19 protein-coding genes are annotated in these 17,644 nt (G+C 70.6%); 10 read left to right on the forward strand and 9 right to left on the reverse strand.

The genetic code is table 11. The annotated features are described in order from the left end of the window. Positions 1 to 107: 107 nt before the first annotated feature. Positions 108 to 899, reverse strand: a complete 792-nt coding sequence (pcaD, locus tag C4T78_RS21475) for a 3-oxoadipate enol-lactonase (protein ID WP_093356253.1) — start codon at positions 897 to 899, stop codon at positions 108 to 110. A gap of 101 nt (positions 900 to 1,000) precedes the next feature. On the opposite strand from pcaD, the gene C4T78_RS21480 reads away from it, so the two are divergent. Next, a complete protein-coding gene (locus C4T78_RS21480) occupies positions 1,001 to 1,936 on the forward strand; it encodes a LysR family transcriptional regulator (protein ID WP_093356254.1) in 936 nt (311 codons plus the stop codon). Between the two features lie 47 nt (positions 1,937 to 1,983). Further along, a complete protein-coding gene (locus tag C4T78_RS21485; protein ID WP_093356256.1) occupies positions 1,984 to 2,832 on the forward strand; it encodes a M15 family metallopeptidase in 849 nt (282 codons plus the stop codon). Here the strand turns inward: C4T78_RS21485 and C4T78_RS21490 are convergent. Then, entirely contained in the window at positions 2,829 to 3,509 is a 681-nt protein-coding gene (locus tag C4T78_RS21490; protein ID WP_093356257.1) for a DUF899 family protein, read from the reverse strand. The two genes, C4T78_RS21485 and C4T78_RS21490, sit on opposite strands and share 4 nt — an antisense overlap. Positions 3,510 to 3,588: 79 nt before the next feature. Beyond that, positions 3,589 to 4,071, reverse strand: a complete 483-nt coding sequence (locus C4T78_RS21495) for a cupin domain-containing protein (protein WP_093356258.1) — start codon at positions 4,069 to 4,071, stop codon at positions 3,589 to 3,591. Positions 4,072 to 4,185: 114 nt separating this feature from the next. On the opposite strand from C4T78_RS21495, the gene C4T78_RS21500 reads away from it, so the two are divergent. Continuing rightward, entirely contained in the window at positions 4,186 to 5,076 is an 891-nt protein-coding gene (locus C4T78_RS21500; protein WP_093356259.1) for a LysR family transcriptional regulator, read from the forward strand. On the opposite strand, the gene C4T78_RS21505 is transcribed toward C4T78_RS21500, so the two are convergent. Continuing rightward, entirely contained in the window at positions 5,030 to 5,614 is a 585-nt protein-coding gene (locus C4T78_RS21505) for a cysteine hydrolase family protein (protein WP_235863716.1), read from the reverse strand. The two genes, C4T78_RS21500 and C4T78_RS21505, sit on opposite strands and share 47 nt — an antisense overlap. Positions 5,615 to 5,694: 80 nt before the next feature. Between C4T78_RS21505 and C4T78_RS21510 the strand changes: the two genes are divergently transcribed. The 4 genes from C4T78_RS21510 to C4T78_RS36490 all read left to right on the forward strand — a co-directional run bounded on the left by C4T78_RS21510 (position 5,695) and on the right by C4T78_RS36490 (position 8,318). Continuing rightward, entirely contained in the window at positions 5,695 to 6,054 is a 360-nt protein-coding gene (locus C4T78_RS21510) for a VOC family protein (RefSeq protein WP_093150201.1), read from the forward strand. Positions 6,055 to 6,152: 98 nt separating this feature from the next. Then, on the forward strand, positions 6,153 to 6,884 hold the full coding sequence (locus C4T78_RS21515) for a D-Ala-D-Ala carboxypeptidase family metallohydrolase (protein WP_235863717.1): 732 nt from the start codon (positions 6,153 to 6,155) through the stop codon (positions 6,882 to 6,884). Between the two features lie 39 nt (positions 6,885 to 6,923). Further along, entirely contained in the window at positions 6,924 to 7,688 is a 765-nt protein-coding gene (locus tag C4T78_RS36130; protein WP_143185960.1) for a hypothetical protein, read from the forward strand. A gap of 90 nt (positions 7,689 to 7,778) precedes the next feature. After that, a complete protein-coding gene (locus C4T78_RS36490; RefSeq protein WP_093356263.1) occupies positions 7,779 to 8,318 on the forward strand; it encodes a DUF4352 domain-containing protein in 540 nt (179 codons plus the stop codon). Positions 8,319 to 8,325: 7 nt separating this feature from the next. Here the strand turns inward: C4T78_RS36490 and C4T78_RS21530 are convergent, their stop codons facing one another. The 4 genes from C4T78_RS21530 to C4T78_RS21545 all read right to left on the reverse strand — a co-directional run bounded on the left by C4T78_RS21530 (position 8,326) and on the right by C4T78_RS21545 (position 12,864). Next, the gene (locus tag C4T78_RS21530) at positions 8,326 to 8,856 is read right to left on the reverse strand and encodes an NADPH-dependent FMN reductase (protein ID WP_218161665.1); all 531 of its coding nucleotides are present in this window, start codon (positions 8,854 to 8,856) and stop codon (positions 8,326 to 8,328) included. Between the two features lie 44 nt (positions 8,857 to 8,900). Further along, positions 8,901 to 9,977: an alpha/beta hydrolase family protein gene (locus tag C4T78_RS21535; RefSeq protein WP_093356266.1), complete on the reverse strand. Its 1,077-nt coding sequence runs from the start codon at positions 9,975 to 9,977 to the stop codon at positions 8,901 to 8,903. Positions 9,978 to 10,028: 51 nt separating this feature from the next. Beyond that, positions 10,029 to 11,192 (reverse strand): endonuclease/exonuclease/phosphatase family protein, encoded by a 1,164-nt coding sequence (locus C4T78_RS21540; RefSeq protein WP_093356267.1) that lies wholly within the window; start codon positions 11,190 to 11,192, stop codon positions 10,029 to 10,031. Positions 11,193 to 11,352: 160 nt separating this feature from the next. After that, positions 11,353 to 12,864: a M28 family metallopeptidase gene (locus C4T78_RS21545; RefSeq protein ID WP_093356335.1), complete on the reverse strand. Its 1,512-nt coding sequence runs from the start codon at positions 12,862 to 12,864 to the stop codon at positions 11,353 to 11,355. A 265-nt stretch (positions 12,865 to 13,129) separates the two neighbouring features. Between C4T78_RS21545 and C4T78_RS21550 the strand changes: the two genes are divergently transcribed. Then, positions 13,130 to 14,107, forward strand: coding sequence for an NAD(P)H-quinone oxidoreductase (locus tag C4T78_RS21550; protein WP_093356268.1), 978 nt, complete (start codon positions 13,130 to 13,132; stop codon positions 14,105 to 14,107). Positions 14,108 to 14,584: 477 nt separating this feature from the next. On the opposite strand, the gene C4T78_RS21555 is transcribed toward C4T78_RS21550, so the two are convergent. Further along, positions 14,585 to 15,784 (reverse strand): cysteine desulfurase-like protein, encoded by a 1,200-nt coding sequence (locus C4T78_RS21555; RefSeq protein WP_093356269.1) that lies wholly within the window; start codon positions 15,782 to 15,784, stop codon positions 14,585 to 14,587. A gap of 259 nt (positions 15,785 to 16,043) precedes the next feature. On the opposite strand from C4T78_RS21555, the gene C4T78_RS21560 reads away from it, so the two are divergent. Together C4T78_RS21560 and wzm are read left to right on the forward strand one after the other, a co-directional pair. Further along, entirely contained in the window at positions 16,044 to 16,574 is a 531-nt protein-coding gene (locus tag C4T78_RS21560) for a bacterial proteasome activator family protein (protein WP_093150238.1), read from the forward strand. A 200-nt stretch (positions 16,575 to 16,774) separates the two neighbouring features. Continuing rightward, a complete protein-coding gene (gene wzm / locus C4T78_RS21565) occupies positions 16,775 to 17,626 on the forward strand; it encodes a galactan export ABC transporter permease subunit Wzm/RfbD (protein WP_093356271.1) in 852 nt (283 codons plus the stop codon). The last annotated feature ends 18 nt before the right edge of the window (positions 17,627 to 17,644 follow it).

The raw sequence follows: 17,644 nt of genomic DNA on the forward strand, positions 1-17,644 counted from the left end.
ATCGGCGCCGTCGCGCGCACATGACAGTGAAAACCCGACTTCCGCAGGCTTCCGCTGTCCAGTGCTACCTGGGGTATGGACAGGGCCCGGCCGGGGTTCGTTCGGTGTCAGGGCTTTTCGGTGAGGAAGGTCAGGACTGCTTCCAGGAACTCCTGCTGGGCTTCGACGTTGGCCATGTGGACCGTCGGGAGGATCGTGAGCCGGGCGCCGGGGATCGTTTCCGCGAGTTCCTTGCCGTGGGCGGCCGAGGTGACCGTGTCGTGCTCGCCCGCGATGACCAGGGTCGGGTTGTTGATCAGCGTCGCGGTGCGGCGCAGGTCGTAGTCGCGCACCGCTGCCCAGCTGCCCGCCACTCCTTCGCGCTTCGTGGCGAGCAGGGTGCGGCGGAAGGGCTCGACGACCTCGTCCCGCAGCAGGTGGGCCGGGAACCAGTTGTTCAGGAACGTCTCCGCGGTGGCCTGCATGTCGGGGGCGGCCAGGAGGTCGGCGATCGGCTGGTCCCACTGGTTCGCCGGGCCGAGGTTCGCGGCCGTGTTGGAGAGCACCAGGCGGTCGACGCGCTCCGGGACGTGGATTCCCAGCCACTGCGCGACGATTCCGCCCAGGGACAGGCCCAGCACGTGCACCCGCTGCAGGCCGAGGGCGTCCAGCAGCTCCACGACGTCGCGGCCCAGGCGGTCCAGGGAGTAGGGGCCGCTCGGGACGTCGGAGGCGCCGTGGCCGCGGGCGTCGTAGCGCAGGACCCGGAAGTGCTCGGTCAGAGCCGGCACCTGGCCGTCCCACATGTGGAGGTCGGTGGCGATGGAGTTCGAGAGCAGCAGCACCGGCTTGTCCTGGTCGCCGTCGAAGCGGTAGGCGATGCGGACGCCGTCGCCGGTGGTGATGGTCCGGGATTCCATGTCAGCTCCAGTGGTTCTCGGCGGTGTTGAGCTCAGCCTATGAACGCCCTCCGCGGATAGCTATTACAAAGATCGGACCCTCCCTGTAGGTTATCTGGACAATGTTCACGCTCCACGAGTTGCAGTGCTTCAACGCCGTCGTGCTCGACGGCGGGTTCCAGGCCGCCGCCGAGCGGCTGCACCGCTCGCACCCCTCGGTGTTCGCGGCCGTCGCCAAGCTGGAACGCCAGCTGGGCCTGGAACTGCTGGATCGCTCCGGCTACCGGGTGCGGCTCACCGAGGCGGGGCGCGCCTTCCACCGCAAGGTGCGCTTCCTGCTGCACGAGGCCGAGGAGCTCCAGACCTACGCCGAGCAGCTGGCGATGGGCGAGGAAGCCGAACTGCGCGTGGTGCTCGGCGACCTGTGCCCGCTGCCGCCGGTGCTGGAACTGCTCAGCCGCTTCTTCGCGCAGCACCCGCAGACGCGGCTGCACCTGCAGTTCGAGACGATCACCGGCCCGTGGGAGCGGCTGTTGGAGGACGAGGCCGACCTCATCGTGCACCGGGTTCCCAAGAGCGACGTGCGGATGGAGTGGATCGACCTCGGCCGCGTCGCGCTGGTGCCCGTCGTGGCGCCCGGGTTCCTGCCCTTCCCGCCGGACACCGACATCACGCCGCAGCGGATGCAGGCCTTCACCCAGTGCATCGTCCGCGATTCGGCGCGGAACCCGTTCGAGCAAGGGCACTTCCTGATCGAGGGCGCGCCCCGGAGCTCGGTGCCGGACCACCTCATGAAGAAGGAACTGGTCCTGCACGGCATGGCGTGGGGGCACCTGCCCCGGTTCCTGATCGAGGAGGAGCTGCGCGACGGGCGCCTGCTCTCCATCGCCGGTCGGCACTTCCCCGGCGTCGTCGAAGAACTCTCCGCGGCTCGCCGGCGCGACCGGCCGCACGGGCCGGTCGCCGCCCAGCTGTGGGACTTCCTGGCGGGCAACGCGCCGATCCTGCGGCCCGCGCTGGGCCGGGTAGCGCGGATGAAGAGATCACCCGCGGGCTAGGAGTCGCTCGCAGCGCCCGGTGGGGCGAACGGGGTTAGCGTGGCTGCATGACCTGCGCCCGACGGCTCGCTTCGGCGGTGGTGTTCGTGCTGGCAGCGACGGCGTGCGGCACCACCGCGCCGCCTGCTCCGGCACCCGCGCCCAGCCCGCCCGCGCCGAGCCCGACGGAGGCACCGAGCCCGTCGCCCGCGGAACCGGTCGAGCAGGCGCCGGCCGGTTTCGTGCGGCTGCGGGACGTCGATCCCTCGATCATCGAGGAGATCCGCTACGCGACGTCGCACAACTTCACCGGCGATCCGGTGCCCGGCTACGACGAGCCGATGTGCGTCGTGACGCGGCCGCTCGCCGAGGCGCTCCACGCGGCGCAGCAACGGCTCGCGCCGCAGGGCTACACGCTCAAGGTCTACGACTGCTACCGACCGCGACGCGCCGACACCCGCTTCGTCGAGTGGGCCGAGGACGTCGACGACCAGCGCATGAAGGCCGAGTTCTACCCGGGGCTGGACAAGTCGCGGCTGTTCGCCGACGGCTACATCGCCGAGCGGTCCGGGCACAGCCGCGGCAGCTCGGTCGACCTGACGCTGGTGCGACTGCCCGCGAACCCCCAGCGCCCCTACGTGCCCGGTGAGCCGCTGACCTCGTGCTCCGCCGAGCAGCGTTTCCCGGACAACAGCATCGACATGGCCACCGGCTACGACTGCTTCGACAGCCTGTCGCACACCGACGACCCGCGGGTGACCGGTGAGGCGAGAGCCAACCGGGACCTGCTGCGCGACGTGCTCACCTCGGTCGGCCTGCAGAACTACCGGTACGAGTGGTGGCACTTCAACCTGCCCCGCGAACCGTTCCCGGACCAGTACTTCGACTTCCCGGTGAACAGCGCGGCCTTCCGCTAGTAGTCGAGCGACGGGTACCAGTCGCCGCGACCTCGGGGAGTCAGGTCGAGGATGTGCCAGACCGGGGCCAGGAGGTCAATGCCGCGCTCGTCGATCTCCTCGGACATGCGGGGGTGCACCGAGTAGACGTGGCGCACCGCGCCGTCGTCGTCGCGGGTGAACACCGACACCGTCGAATCCTGGTTGCCCTGTTCGTCCTCGCTGGCCAGGTCGCGCTTGAAAGCGCTCTTCGCCGCGCTGAGGAGGCGCAGTCCCGTCCAGCCCCGGTTGCGGGCGTGCTCGCGCAGCGCGGGCAGATCGGCCGCCGCGACGATCGCGAAGTCGACGTTCCGCCCGATGTGGCGGGCGATTCCGCTGAACCCGTCGATCCACATCGTGCACATCGGGCACGGCTCGGCCTGCTCCTTGCCGTACATGAAGTGGTAGACGACCAGATCCCGATCGGGCCCGGTGAACAGCTCGCTCAACCGCACCTCGCGCACCGGTTCGTCACCGGCGTTCAGGTCCGCGGGGCCTTCCTCGAACACGTAGTCGTCGACGACGGGCCCCAGCGGTAGCCGACGGCGCTGATCGGCCACCCGTTCGCGGTGGCGCATCAGCTCGATCTCGGCCTGGCGCAGCTCCTCCCGAGCGCGGACGTACTCGGGCGTCTCCGCGGCGAGATTGGTCTGGCGCATCGCCGGCTCCCCTCAACACAGCTGCTGCCTCGGTTCCCATCGTCAGCTCGCGCACCGGGGATCGCCACGTGAACGGGCCTCACACCGCCGCGTCGGCGCGGGCCTGGCGCCAGCGCGGGCTGTCGACGTAGTGATTGTCGTAGCGCTGGGAGGATTCCGAGATCTCCTTCGGGTCCGCCACGCCGCGAGCTACCCGATCGAGTAGCCGGTAGTAGTCGAAGCGGTCCATGCCGGGCGTGAAGACCACCAGCACGTCGGCGTCGGAGCCCTCTGCCGGACCGAAGGCGTGCGCCACGGTCGGCGGCACGGCGAGGAAGTCGCCCGGCTCCAGGGTGTGCAGGTCGTCGTCGACCAGGACCTGCAGCGCGCCGCCGAGGACGAAGAAGAACTCGGTGGCGCGAGTGTGGAAGTGCGCCGGAGTGCCGAAGACGCCCGCGCTCAGGGTGGCGCGGTTGGCGGTGAAGCGGTTCTCGGTGGTGTCCGAGTCGGCCAGCAGCGTGATCAGGCTGCCGGGGGCGTCGGCGAGGACCTCGGCGTCGGCGGCGCGGATCGGGGTGGGCATCGTTCCTCCAGGGTGCTCCGAGTTGCTGATGCCACTCTTTCCCGGCTGACCTGGGCGAACAACGCCGAAGTGCGAATCGGTCGATAAGCTGCGGGTTATCGATGGGAGGTCGGGTTGGAGCGCAGGGACATCGAGATCTTCCTGGCCCTCGCCGAGGAGCTGCACTTCGGCCGGGCGGCGGAACGGCTGCGCGTGTCGCAGGCGCGGGTCAGCCAGTCGATCAAGGCGATGGAGCGCCGGATCGGGGCGCCGCTGTTCGACCGCACCAGCCGGCGGGTCGCGCTCACCCCGATCGGCAGGCGGCTGGAGGCCGACGTCCGGCCCGCGTACGAGCAGCTGCTGGCGGGCATCGAGCGCGCGATCGCAGCGGGCCGCGGCGAGGAGGGCACCCTGCGGATCGCCTTCGAGGCACCGGCGATGGCGCACCTGATCTCCGGCGTGCTCAACGACTTCCGCTCCCGGCACCCGGGCTGCGAGGTGGACGTCCGCGAGGCCCCGTTCGACGATCCGCTCGCCACGCTGCGCTCCGGCGAGGCCGACCTGGCCGTCGTGCTGCTGCCGGTCACCGAGCCCGACGTCACGACCGGGCCGGTCGTGCACACCGAGCCCATGGTGCTCGCCGTCGCCTCCGGACATCCTTTCGCGCGCAGGGAATTCGTCACCTTGGAAGACCTCGGCCGGGACACCGTCCTGCGGGCCGCGCACCCGCCGCCCGCGTACTGGCGGGATCCGCCGGAGCCGTGGACGACGCCCGCGGGCGCACCGATCACCCGCGGCCGCACGTGCCGCACCTTCCAGGAACTCCTGCTGCTGATCGGCGCGAGCGAGGGCATCTGCCCGCTGGCCGCGCACGCGGCGGAGTACTTCGCGCGACCGGGCATCGCCTTCGTGCCGTTCCGGGACGCCCCGCAGGCTCAGTGGGGCCTGCTGTGGCGCAGCGCGGAGGAGACCGCGCTGGTCAAGGCGTTCGCGGCGACAGCTGGTGCAGGGCTTCCGCCGCGGTGATGCAGCCCGCCGTGGTCAGCTCCAGGTTGGCCAGGGAGGCATCGTGGGTCGGCTGGTCGGCCGCCGTCGTGCAGTCGCTGATGACCTGGACGTGGAAGCCGAGGTCGGTGGCGTGGCGGGCCGTCTGCTCGACCGTCAGGTTCGTCGCCACCCCGGTGATGAGCACCGAGTCGACGTCGCGGGCGCGGAGCCAGGCGGCGAGGTCGTTGCCCGCGAGGCCGGAGAGCTTCTGGTTGTCCACCACGTGATCCGGCTGGTCCGCCATCCCGGCGATCAGCGCCGAGCCCGGCGCGTCCGGCCGGAACGCCTCCTGCGCCTCGCCGACTGCCCGCATGAATCCGGTGTTGCGCACCAGCCCGCCCTCGCCGTCGGGGATCGTGAAGCGGGTGAACACCAGCGTCGCGCCCGCATCCGCTGCGGCCGCGTGGAATCGCGTCGCGCGGGGCACGACTCCGCTGCGCGCCACCGGTTCGCCGAGCATCCCGCCGAAGAAGCCCTCGGGCTCGATCACGTTGACCTGCCAGTGAAGTGCCAGCACGGCACACCTGCGTTCACCCATCAGGCGATTCTGCCCCGGCCCGCGCCCGGCTGTCGGGGATATCGGTCAGACTCCCCGGCATGGCTTCGCAGACGCACCACGCGCTCGACTACGTCGAAATCCCCGTCACCGACTTCGCCGCCGCGAAAGCGTTCTACGGCAACGCCTTCGGCTGGACCTTCAACGACTACGGGCCCGGCCCCTCCTACGTGGGAATCCAGGGCGACGGTGGCGAGGTCGGCGGCTTCCGGCTGACCGACGAGGTCACCGCGGGCGGGCCGCTGGTGCTGCTGTACTCGGCCGATCTGGACGCCAGCGCGCAGGCGGTTCGCGACGCGGGCGGGACGGTCACGCAGGGGCCGTACGAGTTCCCCGGCGGACGCCGCTTCCACTTCCACGACCCGGCGGGCAACGAGCTCGGCGTCTGGTCCGCGCGGTGACGGGCTGAACGGCCGGTGAGCAGATCCCGACAAAGGGCGTGATCTTCGTGAAGTTCTGACATCCTCCGGGACCTGGTCGGTTCAGGAAGGGGATGATCATGTCGATCGGTCCGTTACGGCTCGTCGCCGCGCTGGCGATGGCCGTGCTCGTGTTCTCCGGCGTCTCCGCCACCACCGCGCCGGAAGCCGCCGCCTACGACTGGAGCCGCGAGCTCCGCGAGGGCGACAGCGGCGCCGACGTCACCGAGCTGCAGATCAGGGTGGCCGGCTGGGCCGCCGACGGGGCCGAGCAGACCTTCGTCGCGGTGGACGGGAAGTTCGGCCCGGGCACCAAGGCCGCCGTCGCGCGCTTCCAGAAGGCCTACGGCCTCGACGGCAGCGGCGTGGTCGACGGCGCCACGCAGGAGAAGCTCAACGCGCTGGAGGAGGCCGACGGGTCGACGGCGCACTTCGAGTTCGCCGAGTTCCACTCCAAGGACGGGGCCGGTTTCGGCGGCGGGAACGCCGACGAGAGCACCGTGCGGGAGAACGTGCGGCGGCTGATGTACAAGCTGGAGGCCATCCGCGAGAAGGCCGGTGACGCCGCGATCACCGTCAACTCCGGTTTCCGCAGCAAGGCGCACAACGAGAACGTCGGCGGCGCGGCCAACAGCCAGCACACCTACGGCATCGCCGCGGACATCGTGATCAGCGGCAAGAGCGTCAGCCAGACCATCGACCTGGCCAAGACCTCCGGCATGTCCGGCATCATCCGCTACAACACCTTCACCCACGTCGACAGCAGGATGGAATACCCGTACGGAACCCAGTACTGGTACTGGAAGGTGTGATCCCGGCGCGCCATCCCGGAGCGGTCCGGCCGCTCCGGGATGGCGCAGCCGATCCCGGAGGCGATCCCGCAACGGGCTGAAGTCGTCCTCGGGGAACAGGGCCGGGAACGTGCGCAGCATCGCCTTCATCGCCGCCACGGTCCCGCCGAACTCGCTGCCGCGCAACGACATCTCGGTGAGCAGGTATTGCCAGCCGTAGGTGCCGCGGGTCAGCAGCAGCGCCTCCAGGTAGCCGGCGTAGTCGACGTCCAGCCGGTACGTCCCGCGCTTGGCGTCGAAGAACCAGATCTCGGGATCGGCGGCACCGCAGCGCAGCGACACCAGCTTGCCGTCACCGCCGCGGTGCGGGGCGTCGAAGACCCGGAACTCGCTGAACAGCCGCCGCTCGTCCGCGGGCGTGGCAGCGTGCGCGAGCGCGGGCGGTGGATTCCCGAACGCGTCGAGCAGGTAGGTCAGGTCGAACTCGCCGGACACCGCTGGGTCGGCGGTGCGCCACTGGACGGCGAAGGACTCGAACCTCGCCACGGCGGGCAGCAGCGACTCGTCCAACGTGACCTCGTACCAGTCCGCGATGGCCGCCAGCACGCTGCGCGCGTCCGCGCGTTCCGGGTCGGGCCCGCCCAGATCCCGGTGCTCGATCTCCACCTCGGGGCACGCTTCCAGGCCGTGCGCCATCCGCATCAGGCACTGCTCGACGTCCAGCAGTTCCAACCGATCCTCCCGGTCGACCGAATGCGACGGTGGTTCCGACGCACCGCACCGGAATCCGGTTCCCGGAGCTGTTCCGCAGTGCAATTCAAATGATTCCGGGATTTGTTCCGGGAATCCGTGGTCTGGACCGATCTTCGCTGCCATCATTCGTCGCGTTCGTTTTTCTCGACCCGATGAGGAAAAGTGAAGAAGTTACTCGCGCCGGCCGTCGGACTGCTGCTGGGACTGGCCGGATGTGGCGCCGCCGACGAGGCGACCGTTCTCGTACCGGAGCCCCAGACCGCCCCCGAGCAGGCGGAATCCGAAGCAGCCACGCCGCAGGTCGGCGGCAAGGACGTCGCTTTCGGCGAGACCGCGGGCGTCACGAACGAAGAGGGCGGGAAGTACGCCATCGCCGCGAGCGCGCTGCAGGACGTCACCGAGTTCTCGGAGCCGCCGGTGGAGGGCAAGTACGTTTCCACCGACGTCGAGGCATCGCTGATCAGCGGAACCGGCGGGGCCGTCGCTTCGGTCGGTTTCATGCTCGTCGACGCAGCGGGCAACGAATACGTGAGCGCCGCGCCGAACGGCGAGAACATGGACGGCGTGCTCTTCGCGACGCTGCTCAGCCAGGGCGATTCCGGCAGCGGGAAGGTGTACTTCGACGTGCCCGCCGATGCCACCGGGTTGAAGCTGGTCTTCCAGCCGCTGACCGCCACCGAGCCCCTGGGCAGCTGGAGCTGAGGCAGTACTAGGCGGAACGGCCCGCGAGGGTGCGGAGGACTTCGCGCAGTCCGTCACGGATGCCGGCGTCCTCCACCAGGCCGTCCGGGCCGACCGCCTCCCGCGGCACGAACAGCCGCCCGCAGGCCGCCTCGACGAGATCCACCGCCAGGTAGCGCAGAACGGTGGTCAACGCGCCGATCGCGCCGTCGCCACGGCCTTCGGGCGCGACGTTGAGCCAGGCGACCGGCTTGCCGTTCAGCTCGGTGCCGCCGATCGACCAGTCCAGCAGGTTCTTGAAGCTGCCGGGCAGCGTTCCGGCGTACTCCGGAGTGCAGAACAGCACCGCGTCCGCCGCGGCCACCCGGTTCCGCAGCTCGGCCACCGCGCGCGGCAGCGGCTCGACGTCGTCGTCCGGGTTGAACGCGGGCAGGTCCGCCAGGCCTTCGTGGAGCACCGCCGTCACCCCGTCCGGCGCGACCTCCCGCGCGGTGCGCAGGGCGGCGGTGTTCGTCGAACCGCTCCGCGTGCTGCCCGTGATGAGCAGGACCTCGACCACCACCGCACCTCCGCCCCGACTCGGGTTGTGAACCTACCTCCCGCTCACGGGTTTTCGAACCGGACCTCGGGATAGCGCGGGGACGGGCCGTCGAGCAGGTGCTGCGGGACGCCGTTCAGGTGGTGCTCCGCGAACGCGTCGAGGTAGTCGGCGGTGATGCGAGCCGCGCGGTCGCCGGCGATGGGCTCCGGCCCCAGGTCGATGCCCACCTGCTCGGCCAGCGGCGAGTAGTCGGTGAACGACCAGTGCGACGTCCCCTCGACGGAGAACCAGCGCTTCCATCCGGTCAGGTGCGACCAGGTGCCGTCCCAGGTGTCGTCCGCACCCGGCCGCCCGTGCTGGTCGGCGCCCAGCATCAGCAGCGGGCGGTCGGAATCGGCCGTCAGGCCCGGGTGGAACGTCCCGTCCAGGTTGGCCGCCGCGCGGAAGCGGTCATCGGCCAGCAGCGCGCGAGCCGCCGCCGCTCCGCCCATGGAGTGGCCCGCGACCACCACGCGGTCGCCGTCGATCCCGCCTCGCTCGATGAGCTCGTCGAGCACGAACGACAGGTCGGCGGCCCGGTTTCCCGCCACCGTCGTGCCGTCCGGTTTCGGCGTCCGCTCGCAGGCCAGGCAGCCGGTGACCCGGCCGTCCGGGAAGGTGATCGCCTTCGCCTCGTGGTTGTGGTCCACCGCGGCGACCGCGTAGCCGCGGCTGGCCAGGTCCTCGGCGAGGCCGGTCAGCGACGTGCGAGGCAGGGTGAAACCCGGTGAGAGCAGCACCAGCGGGAGATCGCGGTCCAGCGGTTCCGCGTCGACGCCCGCGTGGGTCCGGGTGGTGCTGAAGACCTCCGGGGACACCCCGTTGAGCTGCTGTCCTTCGAGGATCCGGCGGGATTCCTCCGGTGTGACGTACTGGGCGCGCGGGGCGTCGTCGCGGGTCGGGTACCAGAGCGAGACCATGAGCTCGCGCTTGTCCTCCGGGATCCACGGGTCCTGCCTGCTCCGGTCGACGAGGTGCAGCGCGGTGGTGCCGACCGCGTGCGGGCCGGACGGTCGCGGCAGTGCGGGAACCGGATCGGCGACCGCGGTCGGGCCCAGCAGCAGAGCGCTCGCCGAAACGGCGGCTATCAGCGTTTTCATGCTGCGAGCGTCCCGTTCCCGGACGTCCGGCGGACCCGGGCAGACCCTGGTTCAGGCCCGGAGATCCACCCAGACGAGGTGATGGTCCGACGCGTCGTTGAGGCGGGACAGCTCTTCGCCCGACGTCGGCCAGAAGACGCCGGAGCGCAGCGGGATCAGCGGCGCGGACGGCAGGACGTAGTCGATCCGGAGGTTGCCCGGCTTCTCGTCGTTGAAGTCGCCCGTGTCGAAGTACGGGCTGCCGCGGTGGCTCCCGTTCGCGCCGCCCTGGGCGAGGCTCGCTTCGATCGCGCCGACGCTGCCCGGCCGCGGGTCGATCACGCGCGGCGCGTGCAGCAGCTGGCGGATTCCGTTGCTGTCGCCGTCGAGCGGATCGGAGTTCTGGTCGCCGGCCACGACGAACCGGGCGCCGGGGCGCAGACCGCCGCGCTCGCCCTCGTCGTCGTAGATGTAGTCGCCGCGCTTCGGCGTCACGTAGTCCGCCCAGAACCGGATCTCGTCCTGGTTGCGCAGGACGTTGCGCTTCTCGGGGCCGTCGAAGGCGGGCGGCGTCGGGTGCGAGGTGAGGAAGTGCACCGTGCGTCCGCCGACGTCGATCGGCAGGTCCCAGTGCGACTTCGAGGACAGCCTGACCTGCGCCAGTTCCTCCGGCGTGAACCAGTCGGCCGGTTCCGGCGTCGCCGGGTCGTCCGGCAGCCGCGCGCCGGGCATGTCGGCCCAGCGGAACTGCTGGAAGGTGCGGGCCTGACCGATCGGGTACTTCGAGAGCACCACCATGCCGTACTGGCCGGGGAACACGCCGAAGCCGTGGGCGTCGCCCGGGCCGCCGATGGCGCCGTCCTTGTCCAGGTCCATGCCGGACGGCACACCGGTGTTGACCGGCGCGGTGTAGGCGTAGGGGTAGTCGATCGGGTCGGCGCCGCGCTGGCCCCGCGCGAGGTAGTTGGTGCGGAAGGCGTCGACCGCGGCGTTGCCCTCGACGTAGTCGAACTCGTTGAGCAGCAGGACGTCCGGGCGGGCCCGCTGCACGACCTCGGCCACCTTCCGCGCCTGCTCGTCGTCCGGTGTGGACAGATCGGCCAGCAGCTCGCCCTCGGCGACCCGGTTCAGCGAGGCGTTGAACGTCGCGAAGCGCACCGGCTCGGCCGCGTTCGCGGTCGGGGCGACCAGCGCGGCCGACACCGCGGCCGCCACCACCAATGCAGCTCGTTTCACGACATCGCCTTTCGCAGAACCGTTGTGCCCGACCACGGTGCCAAGGAACCGTGGTCGGGCGACGAACGGAAGCACAACTCCAGCTGAAGCTCTAATCTCGGTCGGTGGTCGAAACCACGACGACCGAAGTCCTCCCGGAGCTGTGGTCTTCCAGCGGGGATCAGGACAGGTTGTGGCCGTGGCCGACCTTCGGGCCCTGGTCGAAGCTCTGGGCCATCATCGTCGTCTGCGCGGCCCGCAGCTGCGCGCGCTCGGCGCGGGTCTGCATGCCGTTGACCGCCTCGGTGCTCTGCGAGTAGGCATGCACGACGTTGGCGATGCCCTTGGTCATCCGCTCCAGCGCCACCCGGTCCACGTTGGACAGGTTGTCGTCCTTGCTGTGGTAGTTCGGGTCGAACGCGATGCCCGCGGTGCCGCCCCACTTGGCGGCCTGCTCCTCGGTCTTCACGTCCTCGACGCCGGTGTGCATGCCGCCGGACGGGATGCCCACCGCGATGAACTCGCCGTAGTCGGAGCGGCCGTTGAACTCGCTCGGCTCCGACTCGATGCCCTGCGCGGCCATCGTCGCGATGAAGTCGTCCTTGATCTGACCCGAGCCGTGCGGGCCCGACGGGCCACCGGTCGAGCCGTCACCGTCGTAGACGAAGTAGCCGGCGTTCGGCGAGCCGATCATGTCGAAGTTCAGGTACAGCGCGATGTCGAGCTGCTCCTCGAAGCTCAGGCCCTGCACGTACTGCGTCGAGCCGACCAGGCCGGACTCCTCCGCGCCCCACCACGCGAACCGCACCGCGTTCTTCACGTCCGGGCTGCCGCCCAGCTTCAGCGCGGTCTCCAGCAGACCGGCGCTGCCGGTGCCGTTGTCGTTGATGCCCGGGCCCTCCGGCACACCGTCCAGGTGCGCACCGGCCATCACCACGTTGTCGGTGCGCCCGGTCTTGGTCTGCGCGATGATGTTGCGGGTGGTCACGGTCTCGAACCGCGCCTGCACGTCCAGCTTCACCTCGGCACCGGCCTGGCCGGACAGCGCCTCGCCGACCTCCTTGGTGACACCGGCCGTCGGGATGCGCCCCGCGTCCGCGCCGCCGAGGGTGCCGTTTAGCGGGCCCTCGACGTTGTTGTAGATGATCGCGCCGACCGCGCCGGCCTCGGACGCGAGCTGCTGCTTGGTCGCGAAGTCGCAGGCGCCGCGCGAGATCAGCACGACCGTCCCGGTGACCTCGGTGCCCGCGAAGTCGGTGGCCTCGCAGCCCGGGGTCTCGTCGACCGGCAGGACCGCCAGCGGCGCGGTCAGACCGCCCTGCGGGGTCGCCGGGGAGTACTCCAGGGCGTCGCCCTCCGTCGGCTGACCGGCGACCGCGAGGCTGAAGGAGTCCTTGAAGTACGCCTCGTAGGTGAACTCCGGGGTGGTCACGTCGAAACCGGCGCGCTGCAGCTTGCCCGCGACGTAATCCACGCTGGCCTCGTAGCCCGGCTGCCCGGAGGCGCGGTTCCCGCCGTTCTGGTCGGCGATCCGCTGGAACGCGATCAGGTGCCGGTTCACCGCGTTGCCGTTGATCGCGTCTCCGAGGTCGGCCGGGGCCGCGCTGGCCGGGGTGACAGCGAGCATCGCCGCCGCGCAGCTCGCGGCCAGAGCGGTGATCGAACGCCTGGATGTGATGGTTCGCAAACTCATCATGCTCCCCGTTTCGGGTGGATTTCGTGGTGGCAAGCCTTGAGAGGATCACGCTTTGAAGTCAAGGCCGTACCAGGAAGAGTTAAGAACCAGGGACCAATTCCCGTTTTTCCCGTATTGTGCGGCTGGCCCGGTCCTCTCGCACCGTCCGCTTCGGACTGCGGTGCCGCCGGTGGTCGCGTTGCGCTGACGTCCGTACCCCGAGCGGCTGGCGCCGGTCACACGAGCGCGGACGGCGGCGCCGACAGGCTCTACTGTCGCGGGCATGTACGCCATCGCGATCCGTGAACCGGGTGAACCGGACGTCTTGGAGTGGACCGAACACCCCGACCCGCGACCGGGTCCGGGCGAGGTGCTCATCGACGTCGCCGCCAGCGCGGTCAACCGCGCCGACCTCAGCCAGAGGGAGGGCAACTACCCGCCGCCGAAGGGCGCCAGCGACATCCTCGGGCTGGAGTGCTCCGGCACCATCGCCGAACTGGGTGAAGGCGTCGAGGGCTGGCAGGTCGGCGACGAGGTCTGCGCGCTGCTGTCCGGCGGCGGGTACGCCGAACGCGTCGCGGTGCCCGCCGAGCAGGTGCTGCCCAAGCCCGCCGGGGTCGACCTGGTGGACGCCGCCGGACTGCCCGAGGTGTGCTGCACCGTCTGGTCCAACGTGATCATGGAGTCCGGCCTCCGAAGTGGACAGCTGCTGCTGGTGCACGGCGGTGCGGGCGGCATCGGGACCTGCGCGATCCAGATCGGCCGGGCGCTCGGCGCCCGCGTCGCGGCGACCGCGGGATCGGCGGAGAGCCGCCGGCTGTGCGCCGAGCTCGGCGCGGACCCGGTGATCAGCTACCGGGACGAGGACTTCGTCGCGGTCGTGAAGGAGCTCGGCGGCGCCGACGTCATCCTGGACAACATGGGCGCGTCCTACCTGGACCGGAACCTGTCCGCGCTGGCGCCCGACGGGCACCTGGCGATCATCGGCATGCAGGGCGGCCGGAAGGCCGAGCTGGACCTGGGGAAGATGCTGGTCAAGCGACTGCACCTGTCGGTGCTGGGACTGCGCGGGCGCCCGCTGGCGGGCCCGCACGGCAAGGCCGCGATCGTCGCCGACGTCCGCGAGCGGCTGTGGCCGCTGGTCGAAGCGGGCCGCGTGCGGACCCCGGTCCACGACCGCATCCCGCTCCGCGAAGCGGCCCGGGCCCACGCCGTCCTCGAAGCGGGCGACGTCCGGGGCAAGATCCTCCTGGTCCGCTGACGGCGGAGTCACCCGACCGGCGGGCGCCCGGCGCAATTTCAATTGAAATCAAAGGTCCAATTTCAATTGAACTTGCGCAGGTGTCGGCGTGTCGGGTCCCGACGCGCCGGTGGTGCGTCGGGATCTACGCGATTTCAATGGAAATCAGGGGTCTGATTTCCATTGAAATCGCCTCCACCCCGGCGTCGACCGGTGCCGACACCGGACGGGCCGGGGTCGGAGGAGCCGGAGCCGACGCCAGAGGAACCGGGGTCCGGAGGAGCCGGAGCCGACGCCAGAGGAACCGGGGTCCGGAGGAGCCGAGTCCGGGTTCGGAGGAGCCGGGGTCCGGGTCCTCCGGAGGAGCCAGATCCAAATCCGGAGGAGCCAGATCCAAATCCGGAGGAGCCGGATCCAAGTCCGGGTCCGGAGGGATCCGGGTCCGGAGGGATCGGGGTCCAAGTCCGGAGGGGCTGGAGGAGTCGGGGGTGGAGGGGGTCAGGCGAGTTCGGCGATGGCTCGGATGAGCTGGTCGACTTCTGCCGCGTTGGTGTAGTGGGCGAGGCCGACTCGGACCGCTCCGCCCACTTCGCCGACGCCCAGGACCGCGAAGACGCCGTGGGTGCCGGGGTCGGCGAAGGCGCAGACCCCGCGGTCGGCCAGGTGCTCGACCGCGTCCACCGCCTTCACGCCGGAGACCGTGAACGCCATCGACGGGACGCGGCGCATCGCGTCGCCGATCAGCATCACGTGGTTCATCTTGCGGAGCCCGTTGGTCAGGCTCGCCAGCAGTCCCGCCTGGTAGGACTTCACCGAGCCCAGCGAGGTCAGCAGCCGTTCGCGGCGCGGCCCCACCGCGGCGTCGTCCAGCGCCGCCAGGTAGTCCACCGACGCCACCAGGCCGGCCAGCAGCGGGTAGGCGGGCGGGCCGAGCTCCATGCGCTCCGCGCCGCGCGCGCCGGGCTCCAGCGCGACCGACGGCAGCTGGTCGAGCATCGCGGCGTTCTTGAACACCAGCGCGCCCACCGGCGGCCCGCCCCAGGCCGAGGCGTTCACCGCCACCACGTCGGCGCCCATCGAGGTGATGTCGAGCGGGACGAACGGTGCCGCCGCCGAGGCGTCCACCACGACCAGCGCGCCGTGCTCGGCCGCCGCCTCCGCGGCCTGCCGCACGTCGGGCCGGGTGCCGACCGCACCCGACGCGGCGGTGATCGCCACCACCTTCGTGCGCGGGGTCACCAGCTCCTGGTACTGCCAGGTGGGCAGCTCGCAGGTCTCGATGTCGACCTCCGCCCAGCGGACGGTCCCGCCGGAGCGCTGGGCAGCGCGCTGCCACGGCGCGACGTTGGCCGGGTGGTCCAGCCGGGAGACGACCACGTCGTCCCCGATCATCCACCCGTCGCCGAGCGCGTCGGCCAGTCGTTGCAGCAGAACGGCGGAGTTCGGACCGAGCACCACCCCGGCCGGGTTCGCCCCGACCAGGTCGGCAATGGAGCGACGGGCGGCCTCCACGATCGCCTCGGCGCGCTGCGAGGCGGGGAATATCCCGCCCGGACCGGATACCGGCGCTCGCAGCGCGGTGGACGCCGCGGTCGCCACTTGTTCGGGAACCTGCATGCCTGCCGGGGCGTCCAGGTGCACCCACCCGTCGCCGAGCGCGGGGAACAGCCCGCGAACCGCCGCGACGTCGAACGCCATGGAGCACACGTTACGTACGAGGCGGGCCGGACCGGCTGCCGGGTGGTCGATATCGCATCAATCCGCCGCGCGAGCGATCATCCGGTGACGCGGCGTGGCCGACTGGCCGGTTCCGATCTGAGGCGTTCGTCTCCGCTGGTCAGGGCCCGTGAGTACTTTGGGGAGCCGTAGCGCCCCAAAACGCTCACGGGAGTCCGCCTGCAGCGCAGCACCGGACTCCGCCCACGCGAAGCATCCCGCAACCCGCCAGGATGGAGACATGACCCGCGAAGACAGTGAGGGCAGGCCGCAGGTGTTCGTGGTCGGCGAGGACGGCAAGCCGCTCGGTGCCACTGCCGAAGGCGAGCAGCACGAGCGCGGAGAGGACATCAACGAGCTTGTCGAGCAGCCCGCCAAGGTGATGCGCATCGGCACCATGATCAAGCAGCTGCTGGAGGAGGTCCGGGCGGCGCCGCTGGACGAGGCCAGCCGCAGCCGCCTCAAGGAGATCCACCAGTCCTCCATCCGCGAGCTGGAGCAGGGCCTGGCTCCGGAGCTCATCGAGGAGCTGGAGCGGCTGTCGCTGCCGTTCGCCCAGGAGAGCACGCCGTCGGAGTCGGAGCTGCGGATCGCGCAGGCTCAGCTGGTCGGCTGGCTGGAGGGCCTGTTCCACGGCCTGCAGACCGCGCTGTTCGCCCAGCAGATGGCGGCCCGCGCGCAGCTGGAGCAGATGCGCCGCGGCCTGCCCGCGGGCAGCGCGGGCGAGGCCGAGATCGGCCACGGCCGAGGCGGCACCGGCCAGTACCTGTGAGGCGCCGGGGCGACCGCGGTTCCAGCCGGGACTGAACCAAGTTCCCGCTGGAGCCGTGGTCGTCCCCGAGGGCGGTTCGCAGTTTCGACGGGCACCGGGGGGCTCGCGCACGGTGCGTGGGGGCGCCGCGCCGGAGCCTCGCGCCGTGGAGTGATGCCCTGGCCCGGAGTGCACACCATCGATCGGTACTCTGACGCACTGTGCAGTCCACGAGCACGGTAGACCGCCCCGCAGCGCCCCCCGAAACTTCGTCGCGAACTTGGCGCAAGGCCGCCAAGGACCTCGGCGACGGTTTCCGGCAGAAGCAGCTGTGGGCCCACCTCGGCTGGCAGGACATCAAGCAGCGGTACCGGCGATCGGTGCTGGGCCCGCTGTGGATCACCATCGGCATGGGCGTCACCGCCGGTGGCCTCGGCCTCATGTACTCCACGATCTTCGGCCAGGACCCCGGCCGTTACGTGCCGTACATGACCGTCGGGTTCATGATCTGGTACTTCATCCAGGGTTGCCTGCTCTCGGGCACCGAGGTGTTCATCCACAACGAAGGCCTGATCAAGCAGCTGCCCGCGCCGATCAGCGTGCACGTCCTGCGCACGGTGTGGCGGGAATTCCTGCTGTTCCTGCACAACCTGGTCGTCTACGTCGCGATCTTGTTGATCTTCCAGCCGAGCATCAGCTGGACGATCGTCTTCGCGATCCCGGCCTTCTTCCTGCTGCTGCTCAACGGCGGCTGGGTGGTGCTGCTGTTCGGCGTCGCGAGCACCCGATTCCGGGACATCCCGCCGGTGGTCGGCAGCTTCATGCAGCTGCTGTTCTTCATGTCGCCGATCGTCTGGCCGATCGACGTGCTCGAGCAGAACGCCGGGCCGCGCGCCTGGCTGGCGCAGCTCAACCCGATCTACCACTTCGTGGAGATCGCCCGGGCGCCGATGCTCGGCACGCCGCAGTCCTGGCACCACTGGGCGGTCGTGCTCGGGTTCACCGTCGGCGGTTGGCTGCTGGCGCTGTTTGTCATGCGCAACTACCGCGCACGTGTCGCCTACTGGGTCTGAGTGAGGTCGAACTGTGGT

The organism is Saccharopolyspora kobensis, assembly GCF_900108315.1.
Lineage (GTDB): Bacteria > Actinomycetota > Actinomycetes > Mycobacteriales > Pseudonocardiaceae > Saccharopolyspora > Saccharopolyspora kobensis.

Bases quoted from the DNA above. Each gene is read 5' to 3' on its own strand.
- pcaD (WP_093356253.1), bottom strand. From the start codon at position 899: ATGGAATCCCGGACCATCACCACCGGCGACGGCGTCCGCATCGCCTAC.
- C4T78_RS21480 (WP_093356254.1), top strand. From the start codon at position 1,001: ATGTTCACGCTCCACGAGTTGCAGTGCTTCAACGCCGTCGTGCTCGAC.
- C4T78_RS21485 (WP_093356256.1), top strand. From the start codon at position 1,984: ATGACCTGCGCCCGACGGCTCGCTTCGGCGGTGGTGTTCGTGCTGGCA.
- C4T78_RS21490 (WP_093356257.1), bottom strand. From the start codon at position 3,509: ATGCGCCAGACCAATCTCGCCGCGGAGACGCCCGAGTACGTCCGCGCT.
- C4T78_RS21495 (WP_093356258.1), bottom strand. From the start codon at position 4,071: ATGCCCACCCCGATCCGCGCCGCCGACGCCGAGGTCCTCGCCGACGCC.
- C4T78_RS21510 (WP_093150201.1), top strand. From the start codon at position 5,695: ATGGCTTCGCAGACGCACCACGCGCTCGACTACGTCGAAATCCCCGTC.
- C4T78_RS21515 (WP_235863717.1), top strand. From the start codon at position 6,153: ATGTCGATCGGTCCGTTACGGCTCGTCGCCGCGCTGGCGATGGCCGTG.
- C4T78_RS36130 (WP_143185960.1), top strand. From the start codon at position 6,924: ATGGCGCAGCCGATCCCGGAGGCGATCCCGCAACGGGCTGAAGTCGTC.
- C4T78_RS21535 (WP_093356266.1), bottom strand. From the start codon at position 9,977: ATGAAAACGCTGATAGCCGCCGTTTCGGCGAGCGCTCTGCTGCTGGGC.
- C4T78_RS21545 (WP_093356335.1), bottom strand. From the start codon at position 12,864: ATGAGTTTGCGAACCATCACATCCAGGCGTTCGATCACCGCTCTGGCC.
- C4T78_RS21550 (WP_093356268.1), top strand. From the start codon at position 13,130: ATGTACGCCATCGCGATCCGTGAACCGGGTGAACCGGACGTCTTGGAG.
- C4T78_RS21555 (WP_093356269.1), bottom strand. From the start codon at position 15,784: ATGGCGTTCGACGTCGCGGCGGTTCGCGGGCTGTTCCCCGCGCTCGGC.
- C4T78_RS21560 (WP_093150238.1), top strand. From the start codon at position 16,044: ATGACCCGCGAAGACAGTGAGGGCAGGCCGCAGGTGTTCGTGGTCGGC.